The 26199-nt window shown below is 67.0% G+C and carries 25 protein-coding genes; 14 read left to right on the top strand and 11 right to left on the bottom strand.

Going from position 1 to position 26199, the window contains the following annotated elements:
- Positions 1–316 precede the first annotated feature (316 nt).
- Positions 317–898, bottom strand: a complete 582-nt coding sequence (gene phaP, locus U4012_RS19290; RefSeq protein ID WP_044847447.1) for a TIGR01841 family phasin — start codon at positions 896–898, stop codon at positions 317–319.
- Between the two features lie 462 nt (positions 899–1360).
- The gene (locus U4012_RS19285; RefSeq protein WP_044847448.1) at positions 1361–2125 is read right to left on the bottom strand and encodes a ParA family protein; all 765 of its coding nucleotides are present in this window, start codon (positions 2123–2125) and stop codon (positions 1361–1363) included.
- Between the two features lie 264 nt (positions 2126–2389).
- Here U4012_RS19285 and U4012_RS19280 point away from each other — a divergent pair, with 264 nt between their 5' ends.
- A complete protein-coding gene (locus U4012_RS19280) occupies positions 2390–2590 on the top strand; it encodes a hypothetical protein (protein WP_235879267.1) in 201 nt (66 codons plus the stop codon).
- A 454-nt stretch (positions 2591–3044) separates the two neighbouring features.
- Here U4012_RS19280 and U4012_RS19275 read toward each other — a convergent pair whose 3' ends face one another.
- Both U4012_RS19275 and U4012_RS19270 read right to left on the bottom strand, forming a co-directional pair.
- Positions 3045–3593 carry a single-stranded DNA-binding protein gene (locus U4012_RS19275; protein ID WP_124486498.1) on the bottom strand — a complete coding sequence of 183 codons (549 nt, stop codon included), beginning with the start codon at positions 3591–3593 and terminating at the stop codon, positions 3045–3047.
- A 103-nt stretch (positions 3594–3696) separates the two neighbouring features.
- Entirely contained in the window at positions 3697–4884 is a 1188-nt protein-coding gene (locus U4012_RS19270) for an MFS transporter (protein WP_044847451.1), read from the bottom strand.
- Between the two features lie 276 nt (positions 4885–5160).
- Between U4012_RS19270 and uvrA the strand changes: the two genes are divergently transcribed.
- The gene (gene uvrA / locus U4012_RS19265) at positions 5161–8046 is read left to right on the top strand and encodes an excinuclease ABC subunit UvrA (protein WP_044847452.1); all 2886 of its coding nucleotides are present in this window, start codon (positions 5161–5163) and stop codon (positions 8044–8046) included.
- 255 nt (positions 8047–8301) lie between these two features.
- Positions 8302–9384, top strand: coding sequence for an AI-2E family transporter (locus tag U4012_RS19260; protein ID WP_044847453.1), 1083 nt, complete (start codon positions 8302–8304; stop codon positions 9382–9384).
- Between the two features lie 138 nt (positions 9385–9522).
- Here U4012_RS19260 and purU read toward each other — a convergent pair whose 3' ends face one another.
- The 5 genes from purU to U4012_RS19235 all read right to left on the bottom strand — a co-directional run bounded on the left by purU (position 9523) and on the right by U4012_RS19235 (position 14685).
- Positions 9523–10407 carry a formyltetrahydrofolate deformylase gene (gene purU / locus U4012_RS19255; protein WP_044847454.1) on the bottom strand — a complete coding sequence of 295 codons (885 nt, stop codon included), beginning with the start codon at positions 10405–10407 and terminating at the stop codon, positions 9523–9525.
- A 115-nt stretch (positions 10408–10522) separates the two neighbouring features.
- The gene (locus tag U4012_RS19250) at positions 10523–11380 is read right to left on the bottom strand and encodes an NUDIX hydrolase (protein WP_044847455.1); all 858 of its coding nucleotides are present in this window, start codon (positions 11378–11380) and stop codon (positions 10523–10525) included.
- A 5-nt stretch (positions 11381–11385) separates the two neighbouring features.
- Positions 11386–12000, bottom strand: a complete 615-nt coding sequence (locus U4012_RS19245; RefSeq protein ID WP_044847456.1) for a LysE family translocator — start codon at positions 11998–12000, stop codon at positions 11386–11388.
- Between the two features lie 33 nt (positions 12001–12033).
- Entirely contained in the window at positions 12034–12600 is a 567-nt protein-coding gene (locus U4012_RS19240) for an adenine phosphoribosyltransferase (RefSeq protein ID WP_011657958.1), read from the bottom strand.
- Positions 12601–12678: 78 nt separating this feature from the next.
- Positions 12679–14685, bottom strand: a complete 2007-nt coding sequence (locus U4012_RS19235) for a monovalent cation:proton antiporter family protein (protein ID WP_044847457.1) — start codon at positions 14683–14685, stop codon at positions 12679–12681.
- Between the two features lie 125 nt (positions 14686–14810).
- Here U4012_RS19235 and kdsD point away from each other — a divergent pair, with 125 nt between their 5' ends.
- The 11 genes from kdsD to U4012_RS19180 all read left to right on the top strand — a co-directional run bounded on the left by kdsD (position 14811) and on the right by U4012_RS19180 (position 24042).
- Positions 14811–15794, top strand: coding sequence for an arabinose 5-phosphate isomerase KdsD (kdsD, locus tag U4012_RS19230; RefSeq protein WP_044847458.1), 984 nt, complete (start codon positions 14811–14813; stop codon positions 15792–15794).
- Positions 15794–16330: a KdsC family phosphatase gene (locus tag U4012_RS19225; RefSeq protein WP_044847459.1), complete on the top strand. Its 537-nt coding sequence runs from the start codon at positions 15794–15796 to the stop codon at positions 16328–16330. The genes kdsD and U4012_RS19225 overlap by 1 nt, the downstream gene beginning before the upstream one ends.
- Before the next feature lie 3 nt (positions 16331–16333).
- Entirely contained in the window at positions 16334–16948 is a 615-nt protein-coding gene (gene lptC, locus U4012_RS19220; RefSeq protein WP_321800762.1) for an LPS export ABC transporter periplasmic protein LptC, read from the top strand.
- 20 nt (positions 16949–16968) lie between these two features.
- Positions 16969–17634: a lipopolysaccharide transport periplasmic protein LptA gene (gene lptA / locus U4012_RS19215; RefSeq protein WP_044847461.1), complete on the top strand. Its 666-nt coding sequence runs from the start codon at positions 16969–16971 to the stop codon at positions 17632–17634.
- Positions 17631–18407 carry an LPS export ABC transporter ATP-binding protein gene (lptB, locus tag U4012_RS19210; protein WP_044847462.1) on the top strand — a complete coding sequence of 259 codons (777 nt, stop codon included), beginning with the start codon at positions 17631–17633 and terminating at the stop codon, positions 18405–18407. The genes lptA and lptB overlap by 4 nt, the downstream gene beginning before the upstream one ends.
- A 157-nt stretch (positions 18408–18564) precedes the next feature.
- Complete coding sequence (locus tag U4012_RS19205) at positions 18565–20070, top strand: RNA polymerase factor sigma-54 (RefSeq protein WP_044847463.1); 1506 nt, start codon at positions 18565–18567, stop codon at positions 20068–20070.
- 159 nt (positions 20071–20229) lie between these two features.
- Positions 20230–20589 carry a ribosome hibernation-promoting factor, HPF/YfiA family gene (gene hpf, locus U4012_RS19200; protein ID WP_006477786.1) on the top strand — a complete coding sequence of 120 codons (360 nt, stop codon included), beginning with the start codon at positions 20230–20232 and terminating at the stop codon, positions 20587–20589.
- Positions 20590–20758: 169 nt separating this feature from the next.
- A complete protein-coding gene (locus tag U4012_RS19195) occupies positions 20759–21298 on the top strand; it encodes a PTS sugar transporter subunit IIA (protein WP_044847464.1) in 540 nt (179 codons plus the stop codon).
- Positions 21299–21427: 129 nt separating this feature from the next.
- Positions 21428–22396, top strand: coding sequence for an HPr(Ser) kinase/phosphatase (gene hprK / locus U4012_RS19190; RefSeq protein WP_006483133.1), 969 nt, complete (start codon positions 21428–21430; stop codon positions 22394–22396).
- 75 nt (positions 22397–22471) lie between these two features.
- Positions 22472–23380 carry an RNase adapter RapZ gene (rapZ, locus tag U4012_RS19185; RefSeq protein WP_044847465.1) on the top strand — a complete coding sequence of 303 codons (909 nt, stop codon included), beginning with the start codon at positions 22472–22474 and terminating at the stop codon, positions 23378–23380.
- Between the two features lie 26 nt (positions 23381–23406).
- Complete coding sequence (locus U4012_RS19180; protein ID WP_124486506.1) at positions 23407–24042, top strand: LON peptidase substrate-binding domain-containing protein; 636 nt, start codon at positions 23407–23409, stop codon at positions 24040–24042.
- Between the two features lie 120 nt (positions 24043–24162).
- Here the strand turns inward: U4012_RS19180 and mutY are convergent, their stop codons facing one another.
- Both mutY and mutM read right to left on the bottom strand, forming a co-directional pair.
- Positions 24163–25269 carry an A/G-specific adenine glycosylase gene (gene mutY / locus U4012_RS19175; protein WP_124486507.1) on the bottom strand — a complete coding sequence of 369 codons (1107 nt, stop codon included), beginning with the start codon at positions 25267–25269 and terminating at the stop codon, positions 24163–24165.
- Positions 25270–25306: 37 nt separating this feature from the next.
- Positions 25307–26134, bottom strand: coding sequence for a bifunctional DNA-formamidopyrimidine glycosylase/DNA-(apurinic or apyrimidinic site) lyase (mutM, locus tag U4012_RS19170; protein WP_044847468.1), 828 nt, complete (start codon positions 26132–26134; stop codon positions 25307–25309).
- Positions 26135–26199: the final 65 nt, after the last annotated feature.

Below are 26199 nucleotides of genomic sequence, written 5' to 3'. Positions count from 1 at the left end.
CCGCGCGGCCGATACGATCACTACGTCCGTCATGTTTTGTTCCTGCGTCGAAATCAGTGGGTCGATCCGTGTTGCATGCTGTATCGCGTGCCGGGGCCGGGCGGCACGGCGGCCGACGTCGGCGCTTGAGCGCCATACGACCCGCGATGCGGCTCAGGGCTCGCGCCTTCATGCGCGCCCCCCGTTCGCCCGCTCCAGCCGGGCCCGGACACGCTGCGGCGAGCCGGACGCCGCCGGCCACCACGCGGCACACGCGGCGGCCGGCGCCCGCCGGCGCCGTTCGATCAATGGTGTCGCGCCTGCGCGCGACACGCGGTCATGCAGCCGATTCGCGCGAAGCGGCTTCCTTGCGTGCGGCAGCCGCCGTCTGCTTGGCACCGCGCGTCGCCGTTTCGCTGACCGCGTCGAAACCGCTTTGTGCGGCTTCGATTGCCTGCCCCGTCGCTGCGCGCACGGAGTCTGCCGCGGCAGTCGCCGCGGACAGCGCCGAATTCAGCGCGGCGACCACCGCGCCCGAACCGGCCGGCGCATGCTTCGTCAGCTCGCCGACCACCTCCTTCACGCGCTTGTCGTTCTGCTCGTATTGCGCCTGCGCGACCTTCGCCCACTCGGCCTGCGTCGACACCGCGATGTCGAACAGATGGCGACCGTACGCGACGGCCTTGCCGGCCGCTTCCTGCGGTGCGGCGACTTGCTGCGCGAAGCCCGCAGCCGGGTTGCTCGCGTTGAACGCGTTCTTCAGCTTGTCCTCGTATTCCTCGAGCGCCGTCTTGGCCGCTTGCAGGTTGAGTTCGACGACGGCCTCGAAACCATTGATTGCCGGACGGGCAATCGCGAACCAGGCGGCAATTCCGGACTGATAATCGGCGGCGAATTTTTCGGGGGCAAATACGGACATCGGGCACGCTCCTGTTAGCAATGCGAGAGACGAACGAAAAAAAATGGAAGCCAGATCGAGGTCCGCTTCCTTATTCACAACCCGCAGGCACGATTGACTGCGGGGAGTTGAAGATTGCCATTCTAGATGGATTAATTGTCAATTAAATGGCATTAATACTAGGTGAAAACCCTGATCGATCGGGTTGATCTCCTCGCAATCTGCGCCCGCACACAATGGGGCCGCGTCGCAACGCCTTGTCCCGAAATGATTTTTACTTTTTTACGGCATGGCGCACCGCGACGTCCGTAACATTTACCCCGTCATTATTCCGGTTATTTGAAAAACAGGTGCGCATTGGAAAATAGGGCGGATTCCCCTGTAATCGTTTTTCCAGATTTATTTTGAAATCGTTACCGGGATTATTAATGACGAATTCAATGATCGTATATAAACCGCCGGGCCGGGCCAGCGCCGACACGCTCACCCGACCAGTTCGCGATGCAGCGCGCGAAACTCCTGCGCGAGCTTGTGTGCCGGCTCGAGATGGATCACCGGCGTCGACTGCTGATGCGACTCGCGGATCTTCACCGATGCCGAGAGCCGCGACGCCAGCACCGGCAGCCCTTCCTCGACGAGTTCGTCGACCAGCCGCTGCGGCAGGCTCGCGCGCGGCTGGAACTGGTTGATGACGATCCCTTCGACCTCGAGCGCCGCGTTGTGGTCCTGCTGGATTTCCTTCACGTTCTCGAGCAGCGTGTACAGCGCGCGGCGCGAGAAGTCGTCGCAGTCGAACGGAATCAGGCAGCGCTCGACCGCGATCAGCGCCGAGCGCGTGTAGAAGTTCAGTGCGGGCGGCGTGTCGATGTAGACGGCATCGTAGGTGTCGAGCTCGTTGAGCGCGTCGCGCAGCTTGTAGATCTTGTAGCGCGACTCGAGCTTGCCGTGCAGCGTGTCGAGGTCCGGATGCGCGGGCATCACGTCGAGCCCGTCGAACGGCGTCGGATGGATGAACGATGCGACGTCGACCGGCCGGAAGTTGAAGGTCAGCGCGGTCTCGAAGAATTCGGCGACGCCGGGATGCGCGTCCGTCGCCCGGTCGCCGAGCAGGTAGTGCGTGGAATTCGCCTGCGCGTCGAGGTCGATGACGAGCGTGCGCAGCCCTTCGCTCGCGCTGATCGCCGCCAGGTTGCAGACGATCGTCGACTTGCCCACCCCGCCCTTCTGGTTGAATACGACCCGCCGCATTGTGTCTCCTTCGATCGAAACGTCGAAAAATCGAGCTTAGCCGGTCAATCGTGGCGGCCGCGTGACATCGATCAGATACACGAACCGCCCGGGAGATTTGCTGAGCGGCGCGACGAACGACTGGAAATCACGACGGAAGACGCGCGCACGAGGAACGGGCACAAGGGCTAATGTTGCGACGCAACATCCGAACTGTTAAACTAGGGAAAACCCGTAGTTCAAGCTTGCGAAGGAGCAGTCGTGTACCCCGTATTTTCGTTCCTGATGGATCTGCTGCCGGGCCGCAGCGCGGCTTCGTTTTCGCCGTCGGCAAAAGTAAACCGTGTCACGTTCACGGGTGCCGTGGACCGCAGCGATGGCGTGATCCTGTCGATCAACGGTAGCGACGCGCTGGTCCGTTGGCCGAAGGGTGGGAAATCCGTCGAGCGCGTCAGCAATCTGGTCGCGATCGTCACGGAAGCGTAAGCGGTTCTGCGGCGGCCACGGCGCCGCTCTTGTCATGGTTCGCACCGTCCGAAGCAGGTGACTCGGGTGTGAATGCCACGGCCCCCATGTCGGGAATGCGCCGTTGCAGGGCTTCAGGAAACCTGCTCACCGGCGCGGTTGCGTCGGTTGAAGTTTGCGGTCGGCATGCTCGCCACGTAAGCACAACAGACGTCAGGGCCATCGCGCCCGCGACGACGAACGTTCGCTGACGGGGGAGTCCATTCTCAAGTCTCGCCCATCCGACGCGGCCGGCGCAAGCGGCTTCTCCCCGCCTTGCACGACGCCACCACGACGCTCCTCACGCCCGATCGGGCACGTTCCGCCCACACCCCAAAAAACGCGTAAACGAAAAAAGGACCCGAAGATCCAGGCTGAACCAGTGATTCAGCGTGGAGATTCGGGCCCCTCTTTACATCGGGAACCGGCGTTCCGCTCAGAACGGAATATCGTCGTCCATCTCGTCGAAGCCGCCGCCTGCCGGCGCGCTCGGACGGCTCTGGCCGCCGCCTGCACCGCCGCGCGGCGCGCCGCCGGCACGACCGCCGCCGCCGCGTTCCATCTGTTCGCCGCCGCGGCCGCCGCCACCACCACCGTAGCCGCCGCCGTAACCGCCTTCGTCACCGCCGCCACCGCCGCCGCCCGAACCGCCGCGGCCGCCGAGCATCTGCATCTGGTCGGCGACGATTTCGGTCGAGTAGCGATCCTGGCCGTCCTGGCCCTGCCACTTGCGCGTGCGGATGCGGCCTTCGATATAGACCGACGAACCCTTCTTCAGGTACTCGCTGACGATTTCGGCGAGACGGCCGAAGAACGCGACGCGGTGCCACTCGGTCATTTCCTTGAAATCGCCGCTTGCCTTGTCCTTGTAGCGATCGGTCGTCGCGAGACGGATGTTCGCAACCGCGTCGCCGCTCGGCAGGTAACGGACTTCAGGATCGGCGCCGAGATTGCCGACGAGGATGACCTTGTTGACGGATGCCATGTGTTTCTCCAGTAAATTCGATGCCGGGCCGCCCGCGAATGTCGTCGGAGCGGCCCGCCGGGCAAGCCGGCGAGCGCCGCCGGTGCCTGCCCGAAAAGAAGGTTCAGGCCTTGCGCGGCGGCGCTTTCATGCTGGCCGCGATTATAAGCCACGCCGCCACGAGCCCCGAGCACGCGTAGAAGACGGTGTTCGCGCCGCCGTGCTTCAGCAGCCAGCCGCCCACGATGCCGCCGAGCGCGAGCCCGATCGATTGCGTGGTGTTGTAGACGCCCGTGGCCGCGCCCTTGCGCGAACCGGGCGCGAGCTTCGACACGAGCGACGGCTGCGACGCTTCCAGGATGTTGAAACCCAGGAAGTACACGAACAGGATCGCCGCCACAATCAGGATGGTATGCGGAGCGCTGCCGAGCAACAATTGGCCGATCAGGATAGCCAGAATGCCACCGAGCAGCACCGGCTTCATCTTGCCCCGTTTTTCCGCGACGATGATCGCCGGGACCATCATCACGAACGCGAGCCCCATCACCGGCAGGTAGACCTTCCAGTGCGCGGCGACCGGCAGCCCGCCGTCGACCAAGAGGCGCGGCACGACGAGGAACAGCGCCGTCTGCGTCGCGTGCAGCACGAGCACGCCGAAGTTCAGGCGCAGCAGCTCGCCGTTGTGCAGCACCTCGCCGAACGGCGCCGGCACGTGCACGGGCTTCGCCGCGTCGGGCACGATCCACACCACGACCCCGATCGCGAGGATCGACAGCACGCCGACGATCGCGAACAGCCCGCTCATCCCGACCCAGTGGAACACGATCGGCGCGCCGACGATCGCGACCGCGAACGACACGCCGATCGAGCCGCCGACCATCGCCATCGCCTTCGTGCGGTTCTGCTCGGAGGTCAGGTCGGCGATAAACGCGAGCACCGCGGACGACACGGCGCCCATCCCCTGGATCACGCGGCCGACGATGATCCACGTGATGTCGTGCGCGAACGCGGCGACGAAGCTGCCGAGCGCGAAGATCAGCAGGCCGGTGGCGATCACGGGCTTGCGGCCAAACTTGTCCGACGCCCACCCGTAGAAGATGTACAGCAGCGACTGCGTGACGCCGTACGCCCCGAGCGCGATGCCGACGAGCAGCACGTTGTCGCCGCCCGGGATGGTTTTCGCGTAGACCGAGAACACCGGCATGATCATGAACAGGCCGAGCATGCGCAGCGCGAAGATCGCCGCGAGCGACGTGGTCGCGCGCAGTTCGGGCGCACTCATGCGGGAAGACGTGGCGGACGGATTGGACATCGGGAATGAATTTCGAATGATCGGAATGTCCGCCCGGCGGCGGGCGGCGGAAGATCAGGGCCACCGGCCCGGCAGGCCTGGCAGGCGCTTTCCGGGGCCGCTTTCCGGGACGTCGGGCAGGCAGCCTGCGGGCCGCCTCGCGCCGTGCGGCGCGGCCGCCTTCCCGGCGTGGACACCGCCTTGCTGCCAGCTGCTGCAAAGGCTGGGGGCCCCCAACGACGGCCTCGAAAAGCCGTTATAGTAGCAGGTTTGGTTCCCTCCATTTTCGCCAGGTTCATGGAACAGATCCGTATCCGTGGGGCACGCACCCACAACCTGAAAAACGTCAATCTCGACCTGCCGCGCCACAAGCTGATCGTGATTACCGGGTTGTCCGGGTCGGGCAAGTCGTCGCTCGCGTTCGACACCCTTTATGCCGAAGGCCAGCGCCGCTACGTCGAGAGCCTGTCCGCGTACGCCCGCCAGTTCCTGCAACTGATGGAGAAACCCGACGTCGACCTGATCGAGGGCCTGTCGCCCGCGATCTCGATCGAGCAGAAGGCGACGTCCCACAACCCGCGTTCGACCGTCGGCACGGTCACCGAAATCCACGACTACCTGCGACTTTTGTTCGCACGGGTCGGCACCCCGTACTGCCCCGACCACGACATCCCGCTCGAGGCGCAGAGCGTGTCGCAGATGGTCGACGCGGCGCTCGCGCTGCCCGAGGAAACCAAGCTGATGATCCTCGCGCCGGTCGTCGCGAACCGCAAGGGCGAGCACGCCGAGCTGTTCGAGGACATGCAGGCGCAGGGCTTCGTGCGCTTTCGCGTGCGCTCGGGCGGCGGCACCGCGAACGAAGGCGTCGCGAAGATCTACGAGGTCGAGTCGCTGCCGAAGCTCAAGAAGAACGACAAGCACACGATCGACGTCGTCGTCGATCGTCTCAAGGTGCGCCCGGACATGAAGCAGCGCCTCGCGGAATCGTTCGAGACCGCGCTGCGCCTCGCCGACGGCCGCGCGATCGCGCTGGAGATGGATACCGACCACGAACACCTGTTCAGCTCGAAGTTCGCGTGCCCGATCTGCTCGTACTCGCTGCAGGAGCTCGAGCCGCGCCTGTTCTCGTTCAACAACCCGATGGGCGCGTGCCCGGAATGCGACGGCCTCGGCCAGATCACGTTCTTCGACCCGAAGCGGGTCGTCGCGCACCCGTCGCTGTCGCTCGCCGCGGGCGCCGTGAAGGGCTGGGATCGCCGCAACCAGTTCTACTTCCAGATGCTGCAGAGCCTCGCGGCGTTCTACGAATTCGACATCGACGCCGCGTTCGAGGACCTGCCGGAAAAGATCCGCAAGGTGCTGCTGTTCGGCTCGGGCAAGCAGACGATCCCGTTTTCGTACATCAACGAGCGTGGCCGCACGACGATCCGCGAGCACGTGTTCGAAGGGATCATCCCGAACCTCGAGCGCCGCTACCGCGAGACCGATTCGGTCGCGGTGCGCGAAGAGCTCGCGAAATACCAGAACAACCAGCCGTGCCCGTCGTGCGACGGCACGCGGCTGCGCCGCGAGGCGCGCCACGTGCGGGTCGGCACCGGCGACTACGCGCGCGGCATCTATGAAATCAGCGGCTGGCCGCTGCGCGACGCGCTCGGCTATTTCGACGGCCTGTCGCTCGACGGCGCGAAGCGCGAGATCGCCGACAAGGTGATCAAGGAAATCGTCGCGCGCCTGACCTTCCTGAACAACGTCGGCCTCGACTACCTGTCGCTCGAGCGCAGCGCCGAAACGCTGTCCGGCGGCGAGGCGCAGCGGATCCGGCTCGCGTCGCAGATCGGCTCGGGCCTGACCGGCGTGATGTACGTGCTCGACGAGCCGTCGATCGGCCTGCACCAGCGCGACAACGACCGCCTGATCGCGACGCTCAAGCACCTGCGCGACCTCGGCAACTCGGTGATCGTCGTCGAGCACGACGAGGACATGATCCGCACGGCCGACTACGTCGTCGACATGGGCCCGGGCGCCGGCGAGCACGGCGGCGTGATCGTGGCCGAAGGCACGCCGAAGCAGGTGCAGTCGAACCCGCAGTCGCTGACGGGCCAGTATCTGGTCGGCAAGCGCACGATCGAATACCCGGACGAGCGGCTCGCGCCCGATCCCGAGCGGATGCTGCGCATCGTCGACGCGCACGGCAACAACCTGAAGCACGTCGATCTCGAGCTGCCGGTCGGCCTGCTGACCTGCATCACCGGCGTGTCGGGCTCCGGCAAGTCGACGCTGATCAACGACACGCTGTATCACGCGGTCGCGCGCCACCTGTACGGCTCGTCGGCCGAGCCGGCGCCGCACGAGGCGATCGAGGGCCTCGAGCACTTCGACAAGGTGATCAACGTCGACCAGTCGCCGATCGGCCGCACGCCGCGCTCGAACCCGGCCACCTACACGGGCCTGTTCACGCCGATCCGCGAGTTGTTCTCGGGCGTGCCGACCGCGAAGGAGCGCGGCTACGATCCGGGCCGCTTCTCGTTCAACGTGAAGGGCGGCCGTTGCGAGTCGTGCCAGGGCGACGGCGTGCTGAAGGTCGAGATGCACTTCCTGCCGGACGTCTACGTGCCGTGCGACGTGTGCCACGGCAAGCGCTACAACCGCGAAACGCTCGAAGTGCAGTACAAGGGCAAGAACATCAGCGAAGTGCTCGACATGACGGTCGAACACGCGTACGAATTCTTCAGCGCGGTGCCGGTGATCGCCCGCAAGCTGAAGACGCTGCTCGACGTCGGCCTCGGCTACATCCGCCTCGGCCAGTCGGCCACGACGCTGTCGGGCGGCGAGGCGCAGCGCGTGAAGCTGTCGCTGGAGCTGTCGAAGCGCGACACGGGCCGCACGCTGTACATCCTCGACGAGCCGACCACCGGCCTGCACTTCCACGACATCGCGCTGCTGCTCGAGGTGATCCACCGGCTGCGCGACCAGGGCAACACGGTCGTGATCATCGAGCACAACCTCGACGTGATCAAGACGGCCGACTGGGTGATCGACCTCGGCCCCGAAGGCGGTGCCGGCGGCGGCCAGATCATCGCGCAGGGCACGCCCGAGCAGGTCGCGAAGACCAAGGCGAGCTTCACCGGCAAGTACCTCGCGCCGCTGCTCAAGCGCCCGGCCCGCAAGGCGGCGGCCGGCTGACACTTTCCGTTCCCGCGCGCGGCTGCCCGGCCGCGCGCGCCCGGCAGCGGGGCGGCGCCGGCCTCCTCGTTTTCCCTTCTGCGGTTTTCCCCTCTGCGTTTACACCACGAGCCAAACAGCCCCGTGGCGGACCATAATGGCAGCTATACTTTACGGTCGTAAGGTTCGCCATCCGCACCAATCCGGTGCGGCGCCGGGCGATCGCCGCCGTGTCGCCCACCGCGCGGCACGGCACACGAACGACAGGAATCCATGATGGAGAAGCAACAAGAGTCGCGCGACGCGCAGAACCGCGAGCCGCACCTGCGCAGCGTGCGGCTGACGAGCGACTTCAGCCTGCCGAAGCTGTCGGCGATCGAGATCGGCAGCTACCTGTTCGCCCTCGTCGCGATGGTGCTCGTCATCGAACTCAAGCTGCTGGGCGGGCTGCTGGCCGGCATGCTGGTCTATCAGCTGATCCACACGATCGCCCCGGTGATCGAACGCCACACCACAAGCATGCGCGCGCGCTGGGTCGCCGTCGTGCTGCTTTCGATCGCGATCGTCGGCGGGCTCACGGGCCTCACGATCGGCATCATCGACCACTTCGAGCACACGGTGCCGAACCTGCAGAGCCTTCTTGGCCAGCTGATGCAGATCGTCGAGCAGACGCGCGCCCGCACGCCGGCCTGGATCGCGAACCTGCTGCCGGTCGACGTCGAACAGATGAAGACCAAGGCGGCACTGCTGATGCACTCGCACATGGACCAGCTCCAGCAAGGCGGCAAGAGCGTCGCGCGCGGCTTCGGCCACGTGGTGTTCGGGATGATCATCGGCGCGATGATCGCGATCGGCGTCGAGCACGGCAAAGTGCGCCGGCCGCTGTCGACCGCGCTCGTCACGCGCGTGTCGCGCTTCGCCGAATCGTTCCGCCGGATCGTGTTCGCGCAGATCAAGATCTCGGCGATCAACGCGACCTTTACCGGCATCTACCTGCTCGTCGCGCTGCCGATCTTCCACCAGCGGCTGCCGCTGTCGAAAACACTGGTGCTCGTCACGTTCATCGTCGGCCTGCTGCCCGTGATCGGCAACCTGATCTCGAACACGCTGATCGTCGCGGTGTCGCTGTCGGTCAGCATGGGCACCGCGATCGCGTCGCTCGCGTTCCTCGTCGTGATCCACAAGCTCGAATACTTCCTGAACGCAAAGATCATCGGCGGCCAGATCGAGTCGCGCGCGTGGGAGCTGCTGCTCGCGATGCTGATCATGGAAGCCGCGTTCGGGCTGCCAGGCGTGATCGCCGCGCCGATCTTCTATGCGTACATGAAGCGCGAGCTGTACATGCTGCGGCTGATCTGACGCTCCGTACCCGACGCAACCCGATCCCCGCGCATCACGCGATAAAAAAACGCCGCGCCCCGTCAAGGGCGCGGCGTTCTTGTTTGCGGCAACCGACGGCCTGCGCAGGCCGGCCGGCGCGCGTCACCGATCAGCCGATCAGCGGAACACGACGGTCTTCGTCCCGTTCAGCACGATCCGGTGCTCGACGTGCCACTTCACCGCACGCGCGAGCGTCACGCACTCGACGTCGCGGCCGATCGCGGTGAGCTGGTCGGGCGTCATGCTGTGGTCGACGCGCTCGACTTCCTGCTCGATGATCGGGCCTTCGTCGAGGTCGGTCGTCACGTAGTGCGCGGTCGCGCCGATCAGCTTCACGCCGCGGTCGAACGCCTGGTAGTACGGCTTCGCGCCCTTGAAGCTCGGCAGGAACGAATGGTGGATGTTGATCGCGCGGCCGGCGAGCTGCTGGCACATGTTCGGCGACAGGATCTGCATGTAGCGCGCGAGCACGACGAGATCGGCCTGGTGTTCGTCGATCACTTCCAGCACCCGCGCTTCCTGCGCGGCCTTCGCCGCATCGGACGAACCGCCGACGAGCGGGAAATGATGGAACGGGATGTTGTAGCTGGCGGCGAGCTGGTAGAACTCCTTGTGGTTCGACACGATCGCCGGAATCTCGATCGGCAGCTGGCCGGTGCGGTAGCGGAACAGCAGGTCGTTCAGGCAGTGGCCGATCTTCGACACCATGATCACGACGCGCGGCTTCACGGCCGCGTCGTGCATTTCCCAGCGCATCCCGAACTGCTCGGCGAGCGGCGCGAATTCCTCGCGCAGCGTATCGAGCGCAGACGCGGCATCCGCGCCGTCGCCGTCCTGCACGAAGTGCACGCGCATGAAGAACTCGCCGGTGCGGCTGTCGCCGAACTGCGCCGAATCGAGGATGTTGTTGGCGCGCTCGAACAGGAAGCCCGAGACCGCGTGGACGATGCCATGCCGATCGGGGCACGACAGTTTCAAGATAAAGCTGTGATCGGTCGACATGACCGCTACTCCCTTCGTTTCGGTATTCGTCAAATAGGCCGTTCGTCCGGCCTCACCCTGGGGCCCGAGCCCGGGCAGGCAGGCGGCGCCTTCAGGTGGCTCGCCAGGTGGCGCGTCAGGCGGCCGGCGCGAACAGCGCGTCGATGCCCGCGGCGTCGGCCGCCGATAGCCAGCGGTGGCGCAGCAGCGTGTCGAGCATCGCGAGGCTCGCATCCATCGTCGCGCGGCCTTCGCGCAGCCAGCCGATCACCTCGGGCACGCCGGCCAGCAGGTGCTCGGCCACTTCGCCGTCCTGGTTGTGCGGCGCGAAGTCGCGCGGCAGCGGCAGGTCGTACACGAAGATCAGTTCGGACTGCGTGCCTTCCGGCAGCGAACACAGTACCTGCACCGCGCGGCCCGCGATCGCGCGTGCCGCCAGTTCGGCCGGCATGCCGGCCTCTTCCCAGCATTCCTTCGTGAGCGTCTCGTGAACGCCCAGGCCCCAGCCGATGCCGCCCGCGACGACGTTGTCGAGCATGCCGGGGTCGGTGGCCTTGGTCGCGCTGCGGCGGCCGAGCCACATCTGCGGCGCGGCGGGCGAACCCGGCGCAGCCGCATATTCTACGATGCCGTTCAGGTGCACCGCATAAGTCTGCGTGCCGAAGAAGCGCGACGCGGCGCGCTCGATGTACGCGAGCGGCGGATCGTCGAAGCGGTTGCGGATCGCATAGATCTCGTCGCGCCAGCCGGGAATCGCGCCTTCGGCCGCCAGCGCGCCGATCGCGCTCGCGAGCGCCATGCTGCGCGCGTCGACCGTGTCGTAGCGCGCCGACAGCACGACGCGCGCGTCCGTCAGCTCGAACACGTCGGGCCAGCGCGCGAGCTTCGCGATGTCCTGGCGGCGCACCCAGCCCACGGCCACGCCGGCGATCTCGAAACGCAGGTGCGCGGCCGGATCGAAGCGGCGCGCGGCCGCAATGCACGGAAACGTCATCGGGCTCAGTCCTTCAGCGCGACGCGGATGCCGATCGCGATGAAGGTCGCGCCGGCGATCCGGTCGAGCCACACACCGGCCTTCGGGCGGCGCTTCAGCCACGTGCCGATCGCGCCCGCGCCGACGCCGAACAGCGAGAAGATCGCGGCCGTCTGCAGCATGAACAGCGCGCCGAGCTCGAACATCTGCAGCGTCACGCCCTGCACGCCGTGCGGATCGACGAACTGCGGCAGGAACACGACGAAGAACAACGTGACCTTCGGGTTCATCAGGTTGCCGATCACGCTCTGCCGGAAGATCGCGCCAAGCGGCTGCGGCGGGCGCTCGTGCGCGTTCGCGAGGCCCTGGCTGCGCAGCGCCTTGATGCCGATCCACACGAGGTACGCGGCGCCCGCGAGCTTCAGCGTCTGGAACGCGACCGGCGACGAGCGCAGCACCGCCGCGACGCCGAGCGCCGCGAGCGTCGTATGGAACAGGATTCCGGCCGTGAAGCCGAGCGCGGCGACGAAGCCGGCCGCGCGGCCCTGCGAGATGCCGCGCGCGAGCACCTGCAGGTTGTCGGGACCCGGCGCGAACGTGATCGCGATCGACGTGGCGAGAAACAGCATGAAGTTGGGCATCGTGACCTCGCGGCGTGGGCCGGCTCCGGTGGTTCAGTGGCCGGCGAATTCGGTAACGGTATAGACGGGCAGCCCCGCGTTGCGCAGCAGCGTCGAGCCGCCGAGATCGGGCAGGTCGATGATCGCCGCGCCTTCGACGACGACCGCACCGAGCCGCTGCAGCAGGTTGCGCCCCGCCATCATCGTGCCGCCGGTCGCGATCAGGTCGTCCATGATGATCACGCGGTCGCCGGGGCGGCACGCGTCTTCATGGATCTCGACGGTCGCGCTGCCGTATTCGAGGTCGTACGATTCCGAGCGCGTCTTGTACGGCAGCTTGCCGACCTTGCGGATCGGCACGAAGCCGACGCTCAGCTCGTACGCGACGATCGGCGCGATGATGAAGCCGCGCGCGTCGAGCCCCGCGACGTAGTCGAGCTTCGCATCGACATAGCGTTCGACGAACAGGTCGACGAGGATGCGCAGCGCCTTCGGGCTCTGCAGCAGCGTCGTGATGTCGCGGAACTGCACGCCCGGCTGCGGCCAGTCGGGCACGGTGCGGATCTGGCTGTGGATGAAGGCGACCGGATCGAGCGGTGCGCCCGGCGACGAATGCGGCATGAAACTCTCCGAAAAAAACGGTGCGCGAAGATCGGGCACCGTTTCGAATAAATACGGGTCAGGTTATCGAAGCGCGACTCAGGCGAGCGCGGCCGGCGGCTCGCGCCGATGCCGCGACAGCCGCTCCTCCGCGAGCGCGAGCGCTTCGGGCAGCCCGCGCAGCACGACGATGTCGCTCGCGCGCAGCTTGGTCTGCGGGTCGGGTTCGACGCCGCGGATGCCGTGCCGGCGGATCGCCGTGACTTCCAGCCCGAGCGCATACAGCCCGAGTTCCTCCAGCGAGCGCCCGACCGCATCCGCGCGCGCGTCGACCGGCACCGATTGTAGCCGCACCTGCTCGTGATCGTCGTCGTCCGTGTCGTCGGCGCCGCGGAAATAGCCGCGCAGCAGGCTGTAGCGCTCGTCGCGCATCTCCTCGACGCGCCGCACGACCTTGCGCATCGGCACGCCGACCAGCACCAGCGTGTGCGACGCGAGCATCAGGCTGCCCTCGACGATCTCCGGAATCACCTCGGTCGCGCCGGCCGCGAGCAGCTTCTCGAGATCGGCATCGTCGACCGTGCGCACGATCGCCGGCAGCGTCGGCTCGAGCTCGTGCACGTGGTGCAGCACGCGCAGCGCCGACGGCGTGTTCGCATACGTGATCGCGACGGCCGCCGCGCGATGGATACCGGCGGCGAGCAGCGACTCGCGGCGCGCCGCGTCGCCGAACACGACCGATTCGCCGGCCGTCGCGGCCGCGCTCACGCGATCGGGGTCGAGGTCGAGCGCGACGTACGAAATGCCTTCCTGCTCGAGCATGCGCGCGAGGTTCTGCCCGGCGCGGCCGTAGCCGCAGATGATCACGTGGCCGCGCTGCTTGAGGCTTTGCGTCGCGATCCGCGTCATCTGCAGCGACTGCTGCATCCATTCCGTCGACGACAGCCGCATCACGATCCGGTCGGCGTTCTGGATCAGGAACGGCGCGGCGAGCATCGACAGCAGCATCGACGCGAGGATCGCCTGCAGCAGCGTCGAATCGACGAGATGCCGGTCGAGGATCAGGTTCAGCAGCACGAAGCCGAATTCGCCGGCCTGCGCGAGGCCGATGCCGGTGCGCATCGCGACGCCCGGCGTCGCGCCGAACAGCCGCGCGAGCCCGGCGATCATCGTCCCCTTGAACAGGATCTGCCCGACGAAGAAGCCGAGCACCAGCAACGGATGCTCCCAGATCACGCGCGGATCGAGCAGCATCCCGGTCGTCACGAAGAACAGGCCGAGCAGCACGTCGCGGAACGGCTTGATGTCCTCTTCCACCTGATGCCGGAACGGCGTCTCGGAGATCAGCATCCCCGCGATGAACGCGCCGAGCGCGAGCGACAGGCCGAAGCGGTCGGTGATGAACGCGGCGCCGAGCGTGACGAGCAGCAGGTTCAGCACGAACAGTTCCTGCGAGCGGCGCCGCGCGACGACGTTGAGCCAGCGCGTCATGAAACGCTGGCCGACGATCAGCAGCAGTGCGAGCGCGATCACGATCTTGACGGCCGCGAACCCGAGCGTGAGCGCGAGATCCTTCGACGACTCGGCGCCGAACGCGGCGATCACGATCAGCAGCGGCACCACCGCGAGATCCTGGAACAGCAGCACGCCGAAGATGTTGCGGCCGTGCGCGGTCTCGATCTCGAGCCGCTCGGCGAGCATCTTCGACACGATCGCCGTCGACGACATCGCGAGCGCGCCGCCGAGCGCGACGCTGCCCTGCCACGTGATGTGCACCCAGCGCTCGAACAACGCGCCGAGCACGACCGCGAGCGCGAGGGTCGCGACCACCTGCAGCAGCCCGAGCCCGAACACGAGCCGCTGCATCGCCCGCAGCTTCGCGAGCGAGAATTCGAGGCCGATCGAGAACATCAGGAACACCACGCCGAATTCCGCGAGATGCTCGGCCCGTTCGAGGTCCGCGGCGATGCCGAACGCGTGCGGGCCGACCAGGATGCCGACGGTCAGGTAGCCGAGCATCGGCGGCAGGTTCAGCGAGCGAAATACGACGACGCCCACTACCGAGGCCAGCAGCAGCAGCAGGGTCATTTCGAGCGGGGAAATCACGGGCGAAGCGTCCTCGTTCGTCGGGGCCACGGCAAGGCGGGCGGGGGTGGTGGCGGTAGGCAAGCGGCATCGGACGAGTCCGAAGGCGCGGCGCGGCGAACAAACGCCTTTGCTATACTCCGCGCATGATAGCGAAAATCAATGATGATCGGGCGCTCGCGCTCGCCCGCGACGTGCTCGACATCGAGGCGGACGCCGTGCGCGCGCTGCGCGACCAGCTCGACGGCGACTTCGTTCAGGCCGTCGCGCTGCTGCTCGGCTGCCGCGGCCGCGTCGTGGTATCCGGCATCGGCAAATCGGGGCATATCGCCCGCAAGATCGCGGCCACGCTCGCCAGCACCGGCACGCCGGCCTTTTTCGTCCATCCGGCCGAGGCCAGCCACGGCGACCTCGGCATGGTCACGTCGGACGACGTCTTCATCGGCATCTCCTATTCCGGCGAGTCGGAAGAACTCGTCGCGATCCTGCCGCTCGTGAAGCGGATCGGCGCGAAGCTGATCGCGATCACGGGCCGCGCGGAATCGAGCCTCGGCACGCTCGCCGACGTGAACCTGAACGCCGCGGTGTCGAAGGAAGCCTGCCCGCTGAACCTCGCCCCCACCGCGAGCACGACCGCCGCGCTCGCGCTCGGCGACGCGCTCGCCGTCGCGGTGCTCGACGCGCGCGGCTTCGGTTCCGAGGATTTCGCGCGCTCGCATCCGGGCGGCGCGCTCGGCCGGCGCCTGCTCACCCACGTGCGCGACGTGATGCGCTCGGGCGACGACGTGCCGCGCGTCGGGCTCGACGCGACGCTGTCGGACGCGCTGTTCCAGATCACCGCGAAGCGGCTGGGCATGACCGCCGTGGTCGAGCCCGACGGCCGCGTGGCCGGCATCTTCACCGACGGCGACCTGCGCCGCGTGCTCGCGCGCGACGGCGACTTCCGCACGCTGCCGATCGTCGACGTGATGACGCGCGAGCCGCGCACGATCGGCCCCGACCATCTCGCGGTCGAGGCCGTGGAACTGATGGAGCGCCACCGGATCAACCAGATGCTGGTGGTCGATGCCGACGGCGCGCTGATCGGCGCGCTGAACATGCACGACCTGTTTTCGAAGAAGGTGATCTGATGAGCGCAGCGCTGACTGCGGCCGAACGCGCGAGCCGCGTGAAGCTGATGATTTTCGACGTCGACGGCGTGCTGACCGACGGCGGGCTTCTGTTTACCGCGGCCGGCGACGCGATGAAGTCGTTCAATTCGCTCGACGGCCACGGCGTGAAGCTGCTCGGCGAGGCCGGCATCGCGACCGCGATCATCACCGGCCGCCGCTCGGAAATCGTCGCGGCACGCGCGAAGGAAATGAAGATCGCGCACCTGTTCCAGGGCGTCGAGAACAAGCTCGCCGTATTCGCCGACCTGATCGCATCGCTCGGCATCACCGCCGACGCCTGCGGCTACATGGGCGACGACTGGCCCGACCTGCCGGTGATGCTGCGTTGCGGCTTCGCGACGGCACCGGCCAACGCGCACCCCGAGGTGATCGCGCGTGCGCACTGGGTGGCCGAGGCCCGCGGCGGCCACGGCGCGGTGCGCGAGGTCTGCGACGCGATCCTGCGCGCGCAGCGCCGCTACGACGCGCTGCTCGCGGCTGCCTGCGGAGCCTGACGGATGAACACGCATTTCCGCTGGACCCAGCTGCTGCCGCTCGTCGCGGTCGCCGCGCTCGCGGGCATCACGTGGTGGCTGCTGCAGGCGACGCTGCCGCCGCCCGGCGAGGGCACCGTGCGGCCGAAGCGCCACACGCCCGATTATTTCGCGGACAACTTTTCCGTCACCGAGCTCGACCAGTCCGGCTCGACGCAATACCGGCTGACGGCCGCGAAGCTGATCCACTACGAAGACACCGACAACAGCGACCTGACCGATCCGGCCATGCGCGCGTTCCAGCCCGGCAAGCCGGTCGTGACGACCACCGCGAAGCGCGGCACCGTCAACGGCGACGTGTCGATCGTCGACTTGTACGACGATGCACGCATCCTGCGCGTGGCCGGCGGCGGCGATCCGCAGATGCAGGCCGATTCCCAGCATTTCCGGATCTTCGTCAATGACGATGTGATCCAGACCGAAAAGCCGGTTAAACTTCAGCGCGGCCTGTCGCTCGTCAACGCGACCGACGGCATGAAGTACAACAACGTCACCCGGGTCATCGAGCTTTACGGCAACGTGCGCGGCACGATCGCCGCGGCGGACACGTCCGGCGGCTCGAAAGGTCAATCCAGGTGACGCATCCCTCACGTGACTGCATGAACGAACCGTTCCCTCGACAGAATTCCGGCGGCGCTGCGCGCGCCGTCCGCGCCGCGCTCGCCGCGACGCTCGTGGCGCTCCCGCTCGTCGGGCTGGCGCCGCTCGCCCATGCCGAGAAGGCCGACCAGAACAAGCCGATCAACGTCGAGGCGGACAACCTGACCTATGACGACCTGAAGCAGGTGACGGTCGCGACCGGCAACGTCGTGATCACGAAGGGCACGATCATCATCAAGGGCGACCGCGTCGAAGTGCGCCAGGATCCGGAAGGCTATCAGTACGCGACGTCGTTCGGCAGCGGCAAGAAGCACGCGACGTTCCGCCAGAAGCGCGAAGGCCTCGACGAATACATCGACGGCGACGCCGAGCGCATCGACTACGACGGCAAGCAGGATCTGACGACGCTGACGACCGCCGCGACCGTGCGCCGCCTGCAGGGCACGTCGACGATCGCCGACACCGTGCACGGCAGCGTGATCACGTACGACGGCCAGCGCGACTTCTACACCGCGAAGGGCGGCAAGGACGTCGCGGCGCCGGGCAACCCGAACGGCCGCGTGCGCGCGATGCTGTCGCCGAAGAACGGCGGCCCCGGGCAGCTGAACGGCGCGCCGGCGAAGCTGTCGCCGTCGACCACGATCCAGGGAGCGCCGGCCCAATGAACGCGCTTCCGAACCGCCAGCCGGCCGGCACGACGAGCTCGCTCGTCGTGCGCAACCTGAAGAAACGCTACGGCTCGCGCACCGTCGTCAAGGACGTGTCGCTCGACGTGAAGAGCGGCGAGGTCGTCGGCCTGCTCGGCCCGAACGGCGCCGGCAAGACGACGTCGTTCTACATGATCGTCGGCCTCGTGCCGACGGATGCCGGCGAAATCTCGCTGAACGGCAGCTCGATCAGCCTGCTGCCGATCCACAAGCGCGCGTCGCTCGGCCTGTCGTACCTGCCGCAGGAAGCGTCGGTGTTCCGCAAGCTGACCGTCGAGGAAAACATCCGCGCGGTGCTCGAGCTGCAGCACGGCGAAGACGGCAAGCGGCTGTCGAAGGACGCGATCGCGTCGCGCACCGAGGCGCTGCTCGACGAACTGCAGATCGGCCACCTGCGCGAGAACCCGGCGCTGTCGCTGTCGGGCGGCGAACGCCGTCGCGTCGAGATCGCGCGCGCGCTCGCGACCAATCCGAACTTCATCCTGCTCGACGAGCCGTTCGCCGGCGTCGACCCGATCGCGGTGCTCGAGATCCAGAAGATCGTCAAGTTCCTGAAGCAGCGCAACATCGGCGTGTTGATTACCGATCACAACGTCCGCGAAACGCTCGGCATCTGCGACCACGCTTACATCATCAGCGACGGTTCGGTGCTCGCCGCCGGCGCGCCGAGCGAAATCATCGAAAACGAAAGCGTGCGCCGCGTGTACCTCGGCGAACACTTCCGCATGTAAATCCCCCGTGGCTGGCCGCCCCCGCCCGGCATCGCCGCGCGGGGCGCGCCCGCGTGTCCTGCGGCCCTGCCGCGGCCGGGCGCCGCGCCGCGCGTAATCGCGGATGGCTCAAGGCGCCTGGGTCGTGGCAAACTGCCGGTATGACTCCCTCTCTGCCATGAAAGCCAGCCTTCAACTCCGCCTGTCGCAACACCTGGCGCTGACACCGCAACTGCAGCAGTCGATCCGGCTCCTGCAGCTGTCGACGCTCGAACTGCAGCAGGAAGTCGCGATGGCCGTCGCGCAGAATCCGCTGCTCGAGAACGATGACGAATGGATCGCGAGCCCGCTGCGCGTCGCGGCGGACGGATCGCTGATCGCGCAGACGCCGCCCGGACAGAACACCGAACCGGGCATCACGAACGGCAGCAGCCAGTCGAGCGAACGCGCCGAGCGCGACGAGCCGGCCGGCGCCGACGAATACGACGGCTACGCATCGGGCGACGCCGGCGACGGCCCGCAGTGGAATCTCGACGAGTTCGGCCGCTCGAGCGGCGCCTCGGACGATGACGATCTCCCGCCGCTGCAGGTGCAGGAAGCCGCGACGTCGCTGCGCGACCACCTGTCCGCGCAATTGCGCGTCACGCAGGCCGGGCCGCGCGACCGCGCGCTCGTGATGTTCCTGATCGAATCGCTCGACGACGACGGCTACCTGACCGCCACGCTCGACGAAGTGCTCGCCGACCTGCCGCCCGAACTGGAAATCGACTGCGACGAACTGAATGCGGCGCTCGCGCTGCTGCACAGTTTCGATCCGGCCGGGGTCGGGGCCCGCTCGGCGTCCGAATGCCTGAAGCTGCAGTTGCTGCGCCTCGATCCGTCCCCCACCCGCACGCTCGCGCTGGAGATCGTGTCGCAGCACCTCGAACTGCTCGCCGCGCGCGACTTCACGCGGCTGCGCAAGCAGCTGAAGGCGAGCGACGACGCGCTGCGCGACGCGCACGCGCTGATCCGCTCGCTGGAGCCGTTCCCCGGCGCTGCCTACGGCAAGGCCGAGGCCGACTACGTCGTGCCCGACATCATCGTGAAGAAGGCTGGCCAGGGCTGGCTCGCGGAACTCAATCCGGAAGTGATGCCGCGCCTGCGGATCAACAACCTGTACGCGAACATCCTGCGCAACAGCCGCGGCGATCCGTCGGCCGGATCGTTGAAACAACAGCTCCAGGAAGCACGCTGGCTGATCAAGAACATCCAGCAGCGATTCGACACGATCCTGCGTGTCGCGCAGGCTATTGTCGAACGTCAGAAGAACTTCTTTGCGCATGGCGAAATTGCCATGCGCCCCTTGGTTTTGCGGGAAATAGCTGATACGCTGGGCCTACACGAGTCGACTGTCAGCCGTGTGACAACCGGGAAGTACATGCTGACCCCGTTCGGGACGCTGGAATTCAAGTACTTCTTCGGATCACACGTTTCGACCGACACCGGAGGCGCCGCATCGTCGACCGCCATCCGAGCCCTGATCAAGCAACTGATAGGAGCTGAAGACCCAAAATCGCCACTTTCGGACAGCCGCATTGCCGAGCTGCTGGCAGAACAGGGATTCGTGGTTGCGCGCCGCACGGTTGCCAAGTACCGCGAAGCCCTCAAGATCCCGGCAGTGAATCTGCGCAAGTCTCTTTAAGCCTGCTGCCTGCCCGGCGGCAGGCGTGTTCCGGCCACCGCGCACTCGGGGAACAGGCCGGGCGACTTGTCCGCGAATTTGCCGCGCCATGCGGCAGGGGCAAGTCGACCGGAGCGCCGCCTCGATGCGGCCGCGTGGTCACTCGCTTGGAGAAGCACTATGAACCTGAAGATCAGTGGACATCATCTCGAAGTCACGCCTGCAATTCGCGAATACGTGATCACCAAGCTGGACCGGGTGCTACGGCATAGCGATCAGGTGATCGATGGCACTGTGATCCTCTCGGTCGACAATCACAAGGAAAAGGACAAGCAGCAGCGCGCGGAAATCAACCTGCATCTGAAGGGCAAGGACATCTTCGTCGAAAGCGCAAACGGCAACCTGTACGCTGCGATCGATCTGCTGATCGACAAGCTGGATCGCCAGGTCGTCAAGCACATGGAGCGTCTGCAGACCCATGCGCACGACCCGATCAAGCTGCAGCCGTCGATCGACCAGATCGAACTGCCGCCGCAATAACGTTCACCGCAACACACACGCCGCCCGGTTCGCCGGGCGTTTTTTTTGCGTCCACGCGGCAGTGGTGCGACCGGTCCGTCCATGCCGCGCCACGCACGCGGCTGTGCTCTATAATGTTCCGGTTATCGCCGGGGGGCGTTGGGTGCGGTAGCTGTCGTGCAGGTTTCCGATGCCGAACGCCTTGATATCGCCGAACATGGAAAATCAGTCTGCCGCCGCAAGGAGACCCCAGGCCGCCCAATCGCCTGCCAACATGAATCGCCTAGCCAAAATCCTGCCCATAGAGAACGTCGTCATCGACCTCTCCGTCACCAGCAAGAAACGCGTCTTCGAACAAGCCGGGCTGATGTTCGAGAATCAGAACGGCATCGCCCGCAGCACCGTCACGGACAACCTGTTCGCGCGCGAGCGCCTCGGCTCGACCGGGCTCGGCGAAGGCGTCGCGATTCCGCACGGGCGCATCAAGGGGCTCAAGCATCCGCTCGCCGCCTTCGTGCGGCTCGCCGACGCGATCCCGTTCGAAGCGCCCGACGGCCAGCCGGTCGGTCTCCTGATTTTCCTGCTCGTCCCCGAGCAAGCCACCCAGCAGCACCTCGAGATCCTGTCGGAAATCGCGCAACTGCTGTCCGATCGCGACGCGCGGGAGCGTCTGCACAACGAAACGGATCTCGCCGAGTTGCATCGCCTGCTCACTCAGTGGCAACCTTGAGTTGATCCGGGCGGATTATTTTCCCGAACGAGGCGGCACACGCCGCCGACCAGGGCCGCCCGGCGCCGGTCCGGCATGGCGACGCCCGTCGCCGCGCGCATGCACCGGCTCATTGGAGTGACGAGAGTCATGGATACGTCCAGCATCAACGCCCAGAGCATCTTCGACGACAACGCGGCCACGCTGAAACTGAGCTGGCTGACGGGGCATGAAGGCTGGGAGCGCGGTTTTTCGGCCGACACCGTCGGCAACGCCACGTCGAGCGCCGACCTCGTCGGCCACCTGAACCTGATCCACCCGAACCGGATCCAGGTGCTCGGCGAAGCCGAAATCGACTACTACCAGCGGCAGACCGACGAAGACCGTTCGCGCCACATGGCCGAGCTGATCGCGCTCGAACCGCCGTTCCTCGTCGTCGCCGGCGGCGCCGCCGCGCCGCCCGAGCTCGTGCTGCGCTGCACGCGCTCGTCCACGCCGCTGTTCACGACGCCGATGTCGGCCGCCGCCGTGATCGACAGCCTGCGGCTCTACATGTCGCGCATCCTCGCGCCGCGCGCGACACTGCACGGCGTGTTCCTCGACATCCTCGGAATGGGCGTGCTGCTCACCGGCGACTCCGGGCTCGGCAAGAGCGAACTCGGCCTCGAACTCATCAGCCGCGGCCACGGCCTCGTCGCCGACGACGCCGTCGACTTCGTCCGACTTGGCCCCGATTTCGTCGAAGGCCGCTGCCCGCCGCTGCTGCAGAACTTGCTCGAAGTGCGCGGCCTCGGCCTGCTCGACATCAAGACGATCTTCGGTGAAACCGCGGTGCGCCGGAAAATGAAGCTGAAGCTGATCGTCCAGCTCGTGCGCCGCCCGGACGGCGAATTCCAGCGGCTGCCGCTGGAAAGCCAGACGGTCGACGTGCTCGGTTTGCCGATCAGCAAGGTCACGATCCAGGTCGCGGCCGGCCGCAACCTCGCGGTGCTGGTCGAGGCGGCCGTGCGGAACACGATCCTGCAGTTGCGCGGCATCGACACGTTGCGCGATTTCATGGATCGGCAACGACTCGCGATGCAGGATCCCGACAGTCAGTTCCCCGGCAAGCTCGTGTAACCGCCCCGCGCCGGCCTCGCAGCGCCGACGCGTCGAGCCGGTGCTATGATGAAACGTCAGGATTCTCTGCTTCCCATGCGCATCGTCCTCATCACCGGCATCTCCGGCTCAGGCAAGTCCGTCGCGCTGAACGCGCTCGAAGACGCAGGCTACTACTGCGTCGACAACCTGCCGCCGCACGTGCTCCCCGAACTCGCCCGCTACCTGGCCGACGGCGGCCAGCACCGGCTCGCGGTCGCGATCGATGCGCGTTCGAGCGCATCGCTGGACGAAATGCCCGGCCTGATCCGCTCGCTGTCGCTCGAGCACGATGTCCGCGTGCTGTTCCTCAACGCAAGCACGCAGGCGCTGATCCAGCGTTTCTCCGAAACGCGCCGGCGCCACCCGCTGTCCGGCTCGCCGTCGCACGACGCGAACGTCGGGCTGCTGTCGTCGCTCGAGGAAGCGATCGAGCGCGAACGCGAGCTGGTCGCGCCGCTCGCCGAATTCGGCCACCAGATCGATACGAGCACGCTGCGCGCGAACGTGCTGCGCACGTGGGTCAAGCGCTTCATCGAGCAGAAGAACAACGACCTGATGGTGATGTTCGAGTCATTCGGCTTCAAGCGCGGCGTGCCGCTCGATGCCGACCTGATGTTCGACGTGCGCGCGCTGCCCAATCCGTACTACGACCATGAGCTGCGCCCGCTCACCGGGCTGGACCAGCCGGTCATCGCCTTTCTCGACGCACTGCCGATCGTCCACCAGATGATCGACGACATCCATGCGTTCCTGATGAAATGGCTGCCGCACTTTCGTGAAGACAACCGCAGCTACCTGACCGTCGCCATCGGCTGCACGGGCGGTCAGCATCGCTCGGTGTTCATCGCGGAAACGCTCGCCGCGCGCCTCGTGCACGATGCGAACGTGATCGTGCGGCATCGTGACGCGCCGGTGGATGTCGACGCGTCGTCGCGGCTCGTCACCGAGGTCGAACGACCTTAGCGACACCGCCCTCTCGCCGGCGCGCCATGTCCACCCTATCGACCACCCTGATCGACCTGCCGCTGTTTCCGCTGCATACGGTGCTGTTCCCCGGTGGCTTGCTGCCGCTCAAGGTATTCGAGGCGCGCTATCTCGACATGTCGCGCGCGTGCCTGCGCGACGACGCGCCGTTCGGCGTGTGCCTCCTGAAGAGCGGGCCCGAAGTCGCGCAGGACGGCGCCGTGTCGGTGCCCGAGACGATCGGCTGCATGGCGCGCATCACCGAGTGCGACACCGGCGAATTCGGGATGCTGTACCTGCAGGCGATCGGCACGCAGCGATTCGAGTTGCTGTCGTATCGCGTCGAAAGCAACGGGCTGCTGGTCGGGATCGCGGAGCCGCTGCCCGACGACATTCCGCTCGAAGGCGAACAGGCGCTCGCACAATTCGGCTCGTGCGCCGAGGTGCTCGAGCGCATCATCGAAGCGCTGAAGAAGTCCGAACCGGACAAGATGCCGTTCGGCGAACCGTTCCGCCTCGACGACCCGAGCTGGGTGTCGAACCGCCTCGCGGAACTGCTGCCGCTCGACCTGCGCGCACGGCAGAAGCTGATGGAGTTTCCGGATGTCGGCGCGCGGATCGACGCCGTGCACCACGTGCTAGACCGGCACGGCTGGCTGTAAGGCGGCGCCGGCCAGCCGCGTCGCACTGGCGTCGCCGGGCGGATCATCCTGACGGGCGAGCCGACCGCGTCGGCGCGGCACTTCCGCAAGCACGGCCCGCGCCGCGCCCTTTCCCCATCGTTACAGCAGCGACCCGCTCAGCGCATCGAGCAGCTTGCGCACGGGCGCCGGTACGCCGTACGCATCGAGCCCGGCGAGCGGCACCCACGCCGTCTCGGCATCCCGTGCATGCGCGAGCGGAAGGCCGCCGTTCGTCATGTCGCTCAGCCGCGGCTCGATCTCGAGCCGGAAATGCGTGAACGTGTGCGTGAACGGCGCGAGCGGCACCGGGCCGCCGCCGCCGAAGCCACGTGCGAGTTCCGCGAGCGCCGCATCGCCGTCCGCCTGCGGCAGGCACCACAGGCCGCCCCAGATGCCGGCCGGCGGACGCCGTTCGAGCAGCACGGCGTCGCCGTCGCGCAGCACGAGCATCCAGGTCTTGCGCGTCGGCACGGCCTTCTTCGGCCGCGCGGCCGGCAGTTCGCGCTGGCGGCCCGTGGATTGCGCGACGCAGTCGCCCGCGAACGGGCAGCGCGCGCAATCCGGCTTGCCGCGCACGCACAGCGTCGCGCCGAGATCCATCAGCCCCTGCGTATAGGCACTCACGTCGGCCGCGTTCGCGGCATCCGGCAGCAGCGATTCGGCCAGCGCCCACATGTCGTTCTCGACGCGCTTCTCGCCCGGAAAGCCCTCGACGCCGAACACGCGCGCCAGTACGCGCTTCACGTTGCCGTCGAGGATCGTCGCGCGTGCACCGTATGCGAACGACGCGATCGCCGCGGCTGTCGAACGGCCGATGCCGGGCAGTTCGGCGAGTGCTTCCGGCGTCGACGGGAATACGCCGCCGTGCTCGGCGACGACGACCTGCGCGCAGCGGTGCAGATTGCGCGCGCGCGAGTAGTAGCCGAGCCCGGCCCACAGCGCCATCACGTCGTCGGACGGCGCGGCCGCGAGCGCGGCGACGTCGGGAAAGCGCTCGAGAAAGCGCGTGTAATACGGGACGACGGTCGAGACCTGCGTCTGCTGCAGCATGATTTCCGACAGCCAGATCCAGTAGGGATCGCGGGTGTTCTGCCACGGCAGGTCGTGGCGGCCATGCTCGCGCTGCCAGGCGATCAGGCGCGTGGCGAACGTGCGATGCAGCGGCGTGACGGGGAACGGAGCGGGGGCGATGCGGGGCGGCTTCAAGTGTTCGAATCTTCGGAAAAAGGTTGCAACGCGGGGCTCAACGCTGGCAGGTCGGGCAGTAATAGGTCGAACGCTGACCCTGCACGATCTGGCGGATCGGCGTGCCGCAGACGCGGCAAGGCAGCCCCGCACGGTCGTAGACGAAGCAGTCGAGCTGGAAATAGCCGCTTTCGCCGTTGCTGCCGACGAAATCGCGCAGCGTGCTGCCGCCGCGCTCGATCGCGTCGGCGAGCGTCGCGCGCACCGCGTCGGCCAGCCGCTCATAGCGTGGCAGCGACACCTTGCCGGCGGCGGTCGTCGGCCGGATGCCCGCGCGAAACAGGCTCTCCGACGCATAGATGTTGCCGACGCCGACGACCATGTCGCCCGCGAGCAGCGCCTGCTTGACCGACACCGTGCGGCCGCGCGTGCGTGCGTGCAGCAGCGCGCCGGTGAACGCCGGCGAGAACGGCTCGACGCCGAGGCTCGCGAGCAGCGGATGCGCATGCACGTCGCCGGCTTCGCGCGGGTGCCACAGCACGGCGCCGAAACGGCGCGGATCGCGGAACCGCAGCACGAATTCGTCGAAGATCCAATCGATGTGGTCGTGTTTCGCAGCCACCGGCACGCCGGCCGCGGGCAGCACGCGCAGCGTGCCCGTCATCCCGAGATGGACGATGAACCAGCCTGCGTCGACCTCGAACAGCAGATACTTGCCGCGACGCTCGACGGCGAGCACCTCGCGCGCGCGCAACTGCTCGGCGAGCCCCGCCGGCACGGGCCAGCGCAGCATCGCGGTACGGACGTCGACACGCTCGACGCGGCGGCCCGCGACAAAGGGCTCGATGCCCCGGCGCGTGACTTCGACTTCTGGCAACTCTGGCATGTTCTACGGGTCTGAAACTGGATTCACGATCGTGCGTGTATTGTAGCGAGCGCGTTACAATCGGT

Source organism: Burkholderia sp. BCC1988 (genome assembly GCF_905339895.1).
Taxonomy (GTDB): domain Bacteria; phylum Pseudomonadota; class Gammaproteobacteria; order Burkholderiales; family Burkholderiaceae; genus Burkholderia.
This window is presented reverse-complemented; position numbering and strand designations above follow the sequence as displayed.

Excerpts from the sequence above, each read along its gene's own strand:
- phaP (WP_044847447.1), bottom strand. The coding sequence starts at position 898 with ATGTCCGTATTTGCCCCCGAAAAATTCGCCGCCGATTATCAGTCCGGA.
- U4012_RS19285 (WP_044847448.1), bottom strand. The coding sequence starts at position 2,125 with ATGCGGCGGGTCGTATTCAACCAGAAGGGCGGGGTGGGCAAGTCGACG.
- U4012_RS19280 (WP_235879267.1), top strand. The coding sequence starts at position 2,390 with ATGGATCTGCTGCCGGGCCGCAGCGCGGCTTCGTTTTCGCCGTCGGCA.
- U4012_RS19275 (WP_124486498.1), bottom strand. The coding sequence starts at position 3,593 with ATGGCATCCGTCAACAAGGTCATCCTCGTCGGCAATCTCGGCGCCGAT.
- U4012_RS19270 (WP_044847451.1), bottom strand. The coding sequence starts at position 4,884 with ATGTCCAATCCGTCCGCCACGTCTTCCCGCATGAGTGCGCCCGAACTG.
- uvrA (WP_044847452.1), top strand. The coding sequence starts at position 5,161 with ATGGAACAGATCCGTATCCGTGGGGCACGCACCCACAACCTGAAAAAC.
- U4012_RS19260 (WP_044847453.1), top strand. The coding sequence starts at position 8,302 with ATGGAGAAGCAACAAGAGTCGCGCGACGCGCAGAACCGCGAGCCGCAC.
- purU (WP_044847454.1), bottom strand. The coding sequence starts at position 10,407 with ATGTCGACCGATCACAGCTTTATCTTGAAACTGTCGTGCCCCGATCGG.
- U4012_RS19250 (WP_044847455.1), bottom strand. The coding sequence starts at position 11,380 with ATGACGTTTCCGTGCATTGCGGCCGCGCGCCGCTTCGATCCGGCCGCG.
- U4012_RS19245 (WP_044847456.1), bottom strand. The coding sequence starts at position 12,000 with ATGCCCAACTTCATGCTGTTTCTCGCCACGTCGATCGCGATCACGTTC.
- U4012_RS19240 (WP_011657958.1), bottom strand. The coding sequence starts at position 12,600 with ATGCCGCATTCGTCGCCGGGCGCACCGCTCGATCCGGTCGCCTTCATC.
- kdsD (WP_044847458.1), top strand. The coding sequence starts at position 14,811 with ATGATAGCGAAAATCAATGATGATCGGGCGCTCGCGCTCGCCCGCGAC.
- U4012_RS19225 (WP_044847459.1), top strand. The coding sequence starts at position 15,794 with ATGAGCGCAGCGCTGACTGCGGCCGAACGCGCGAGCCGCGTGAAGCTG.
- lptC (WP_321800762.1), top strand. The coding sequence starts at position 16,334 with ATGAACACGCATTTCCGCTGGACCCAGCTGCTGCCGCTCGTCGCGGTC.
- lptA (WP_044847461.1), top strand. The coding sequence starts at position 16,969 with ATGAACGAACCGTTCCCTCGACAGAATTCCGGCGGCGCTGCGCGCGCC.
- lptB (WP_044847462.1), top strand. The coding sequence starts at position 17,631 with ATGAACGCGCTTCCGAACCGCCAGCCGGCCGGCACGACGAGCTCGCTC.
- U4012_RS19205 (WP_044847463.1), top strand. The coding sequence starts at position 18,565 with ATGAAAGCCAGCCTTCAACTCCGCCTGTCGCAACACCTGGCGCTGACA.
- hpf (WP_006477786.1), top strand. The coding sequence starts at position 20,230 with ATGAACCTGAAGATCAGTGGACATCATCTCGAAGTCACGCCTGCAATT.
- U4012_RS19195 (WP_044847464.1), top strand. The coding sequence starts at position 20,759 with ATGCCGAACGCCTTGATATCGCCGAACATGGAAAATCAGTCTGCCGCC.
- hprK (WP_006483133.1), top strand. The coding sequence starts at position 21,428 with ATGGATACGTCCAGCATCAACGCCCAGAGCATCTTCGACGACAACGCG.
- rapZ (WP_044847465.1), top strand. The coding sequence starts at position 22,472 with ATGCGCATCGTCCTCATCACCGGCATCTCCGGCTCAGGCAAGTCCGTC.
- U4012_RS19180 (WP_124486506.1), top strand. The coding sequence starts at position 23,407 with ATGTCCACCCTATCGACCACCCTGATCGACCTGCCGCTGTTTCCGCTG.
- mutM (WP_044847468.1), bottom strand. The coding sequence starts at position 26,134 with ATGCCAGAGTTGCCAGAAGTCGAAGTCACGCGCCGGGGCATCGAGCCC.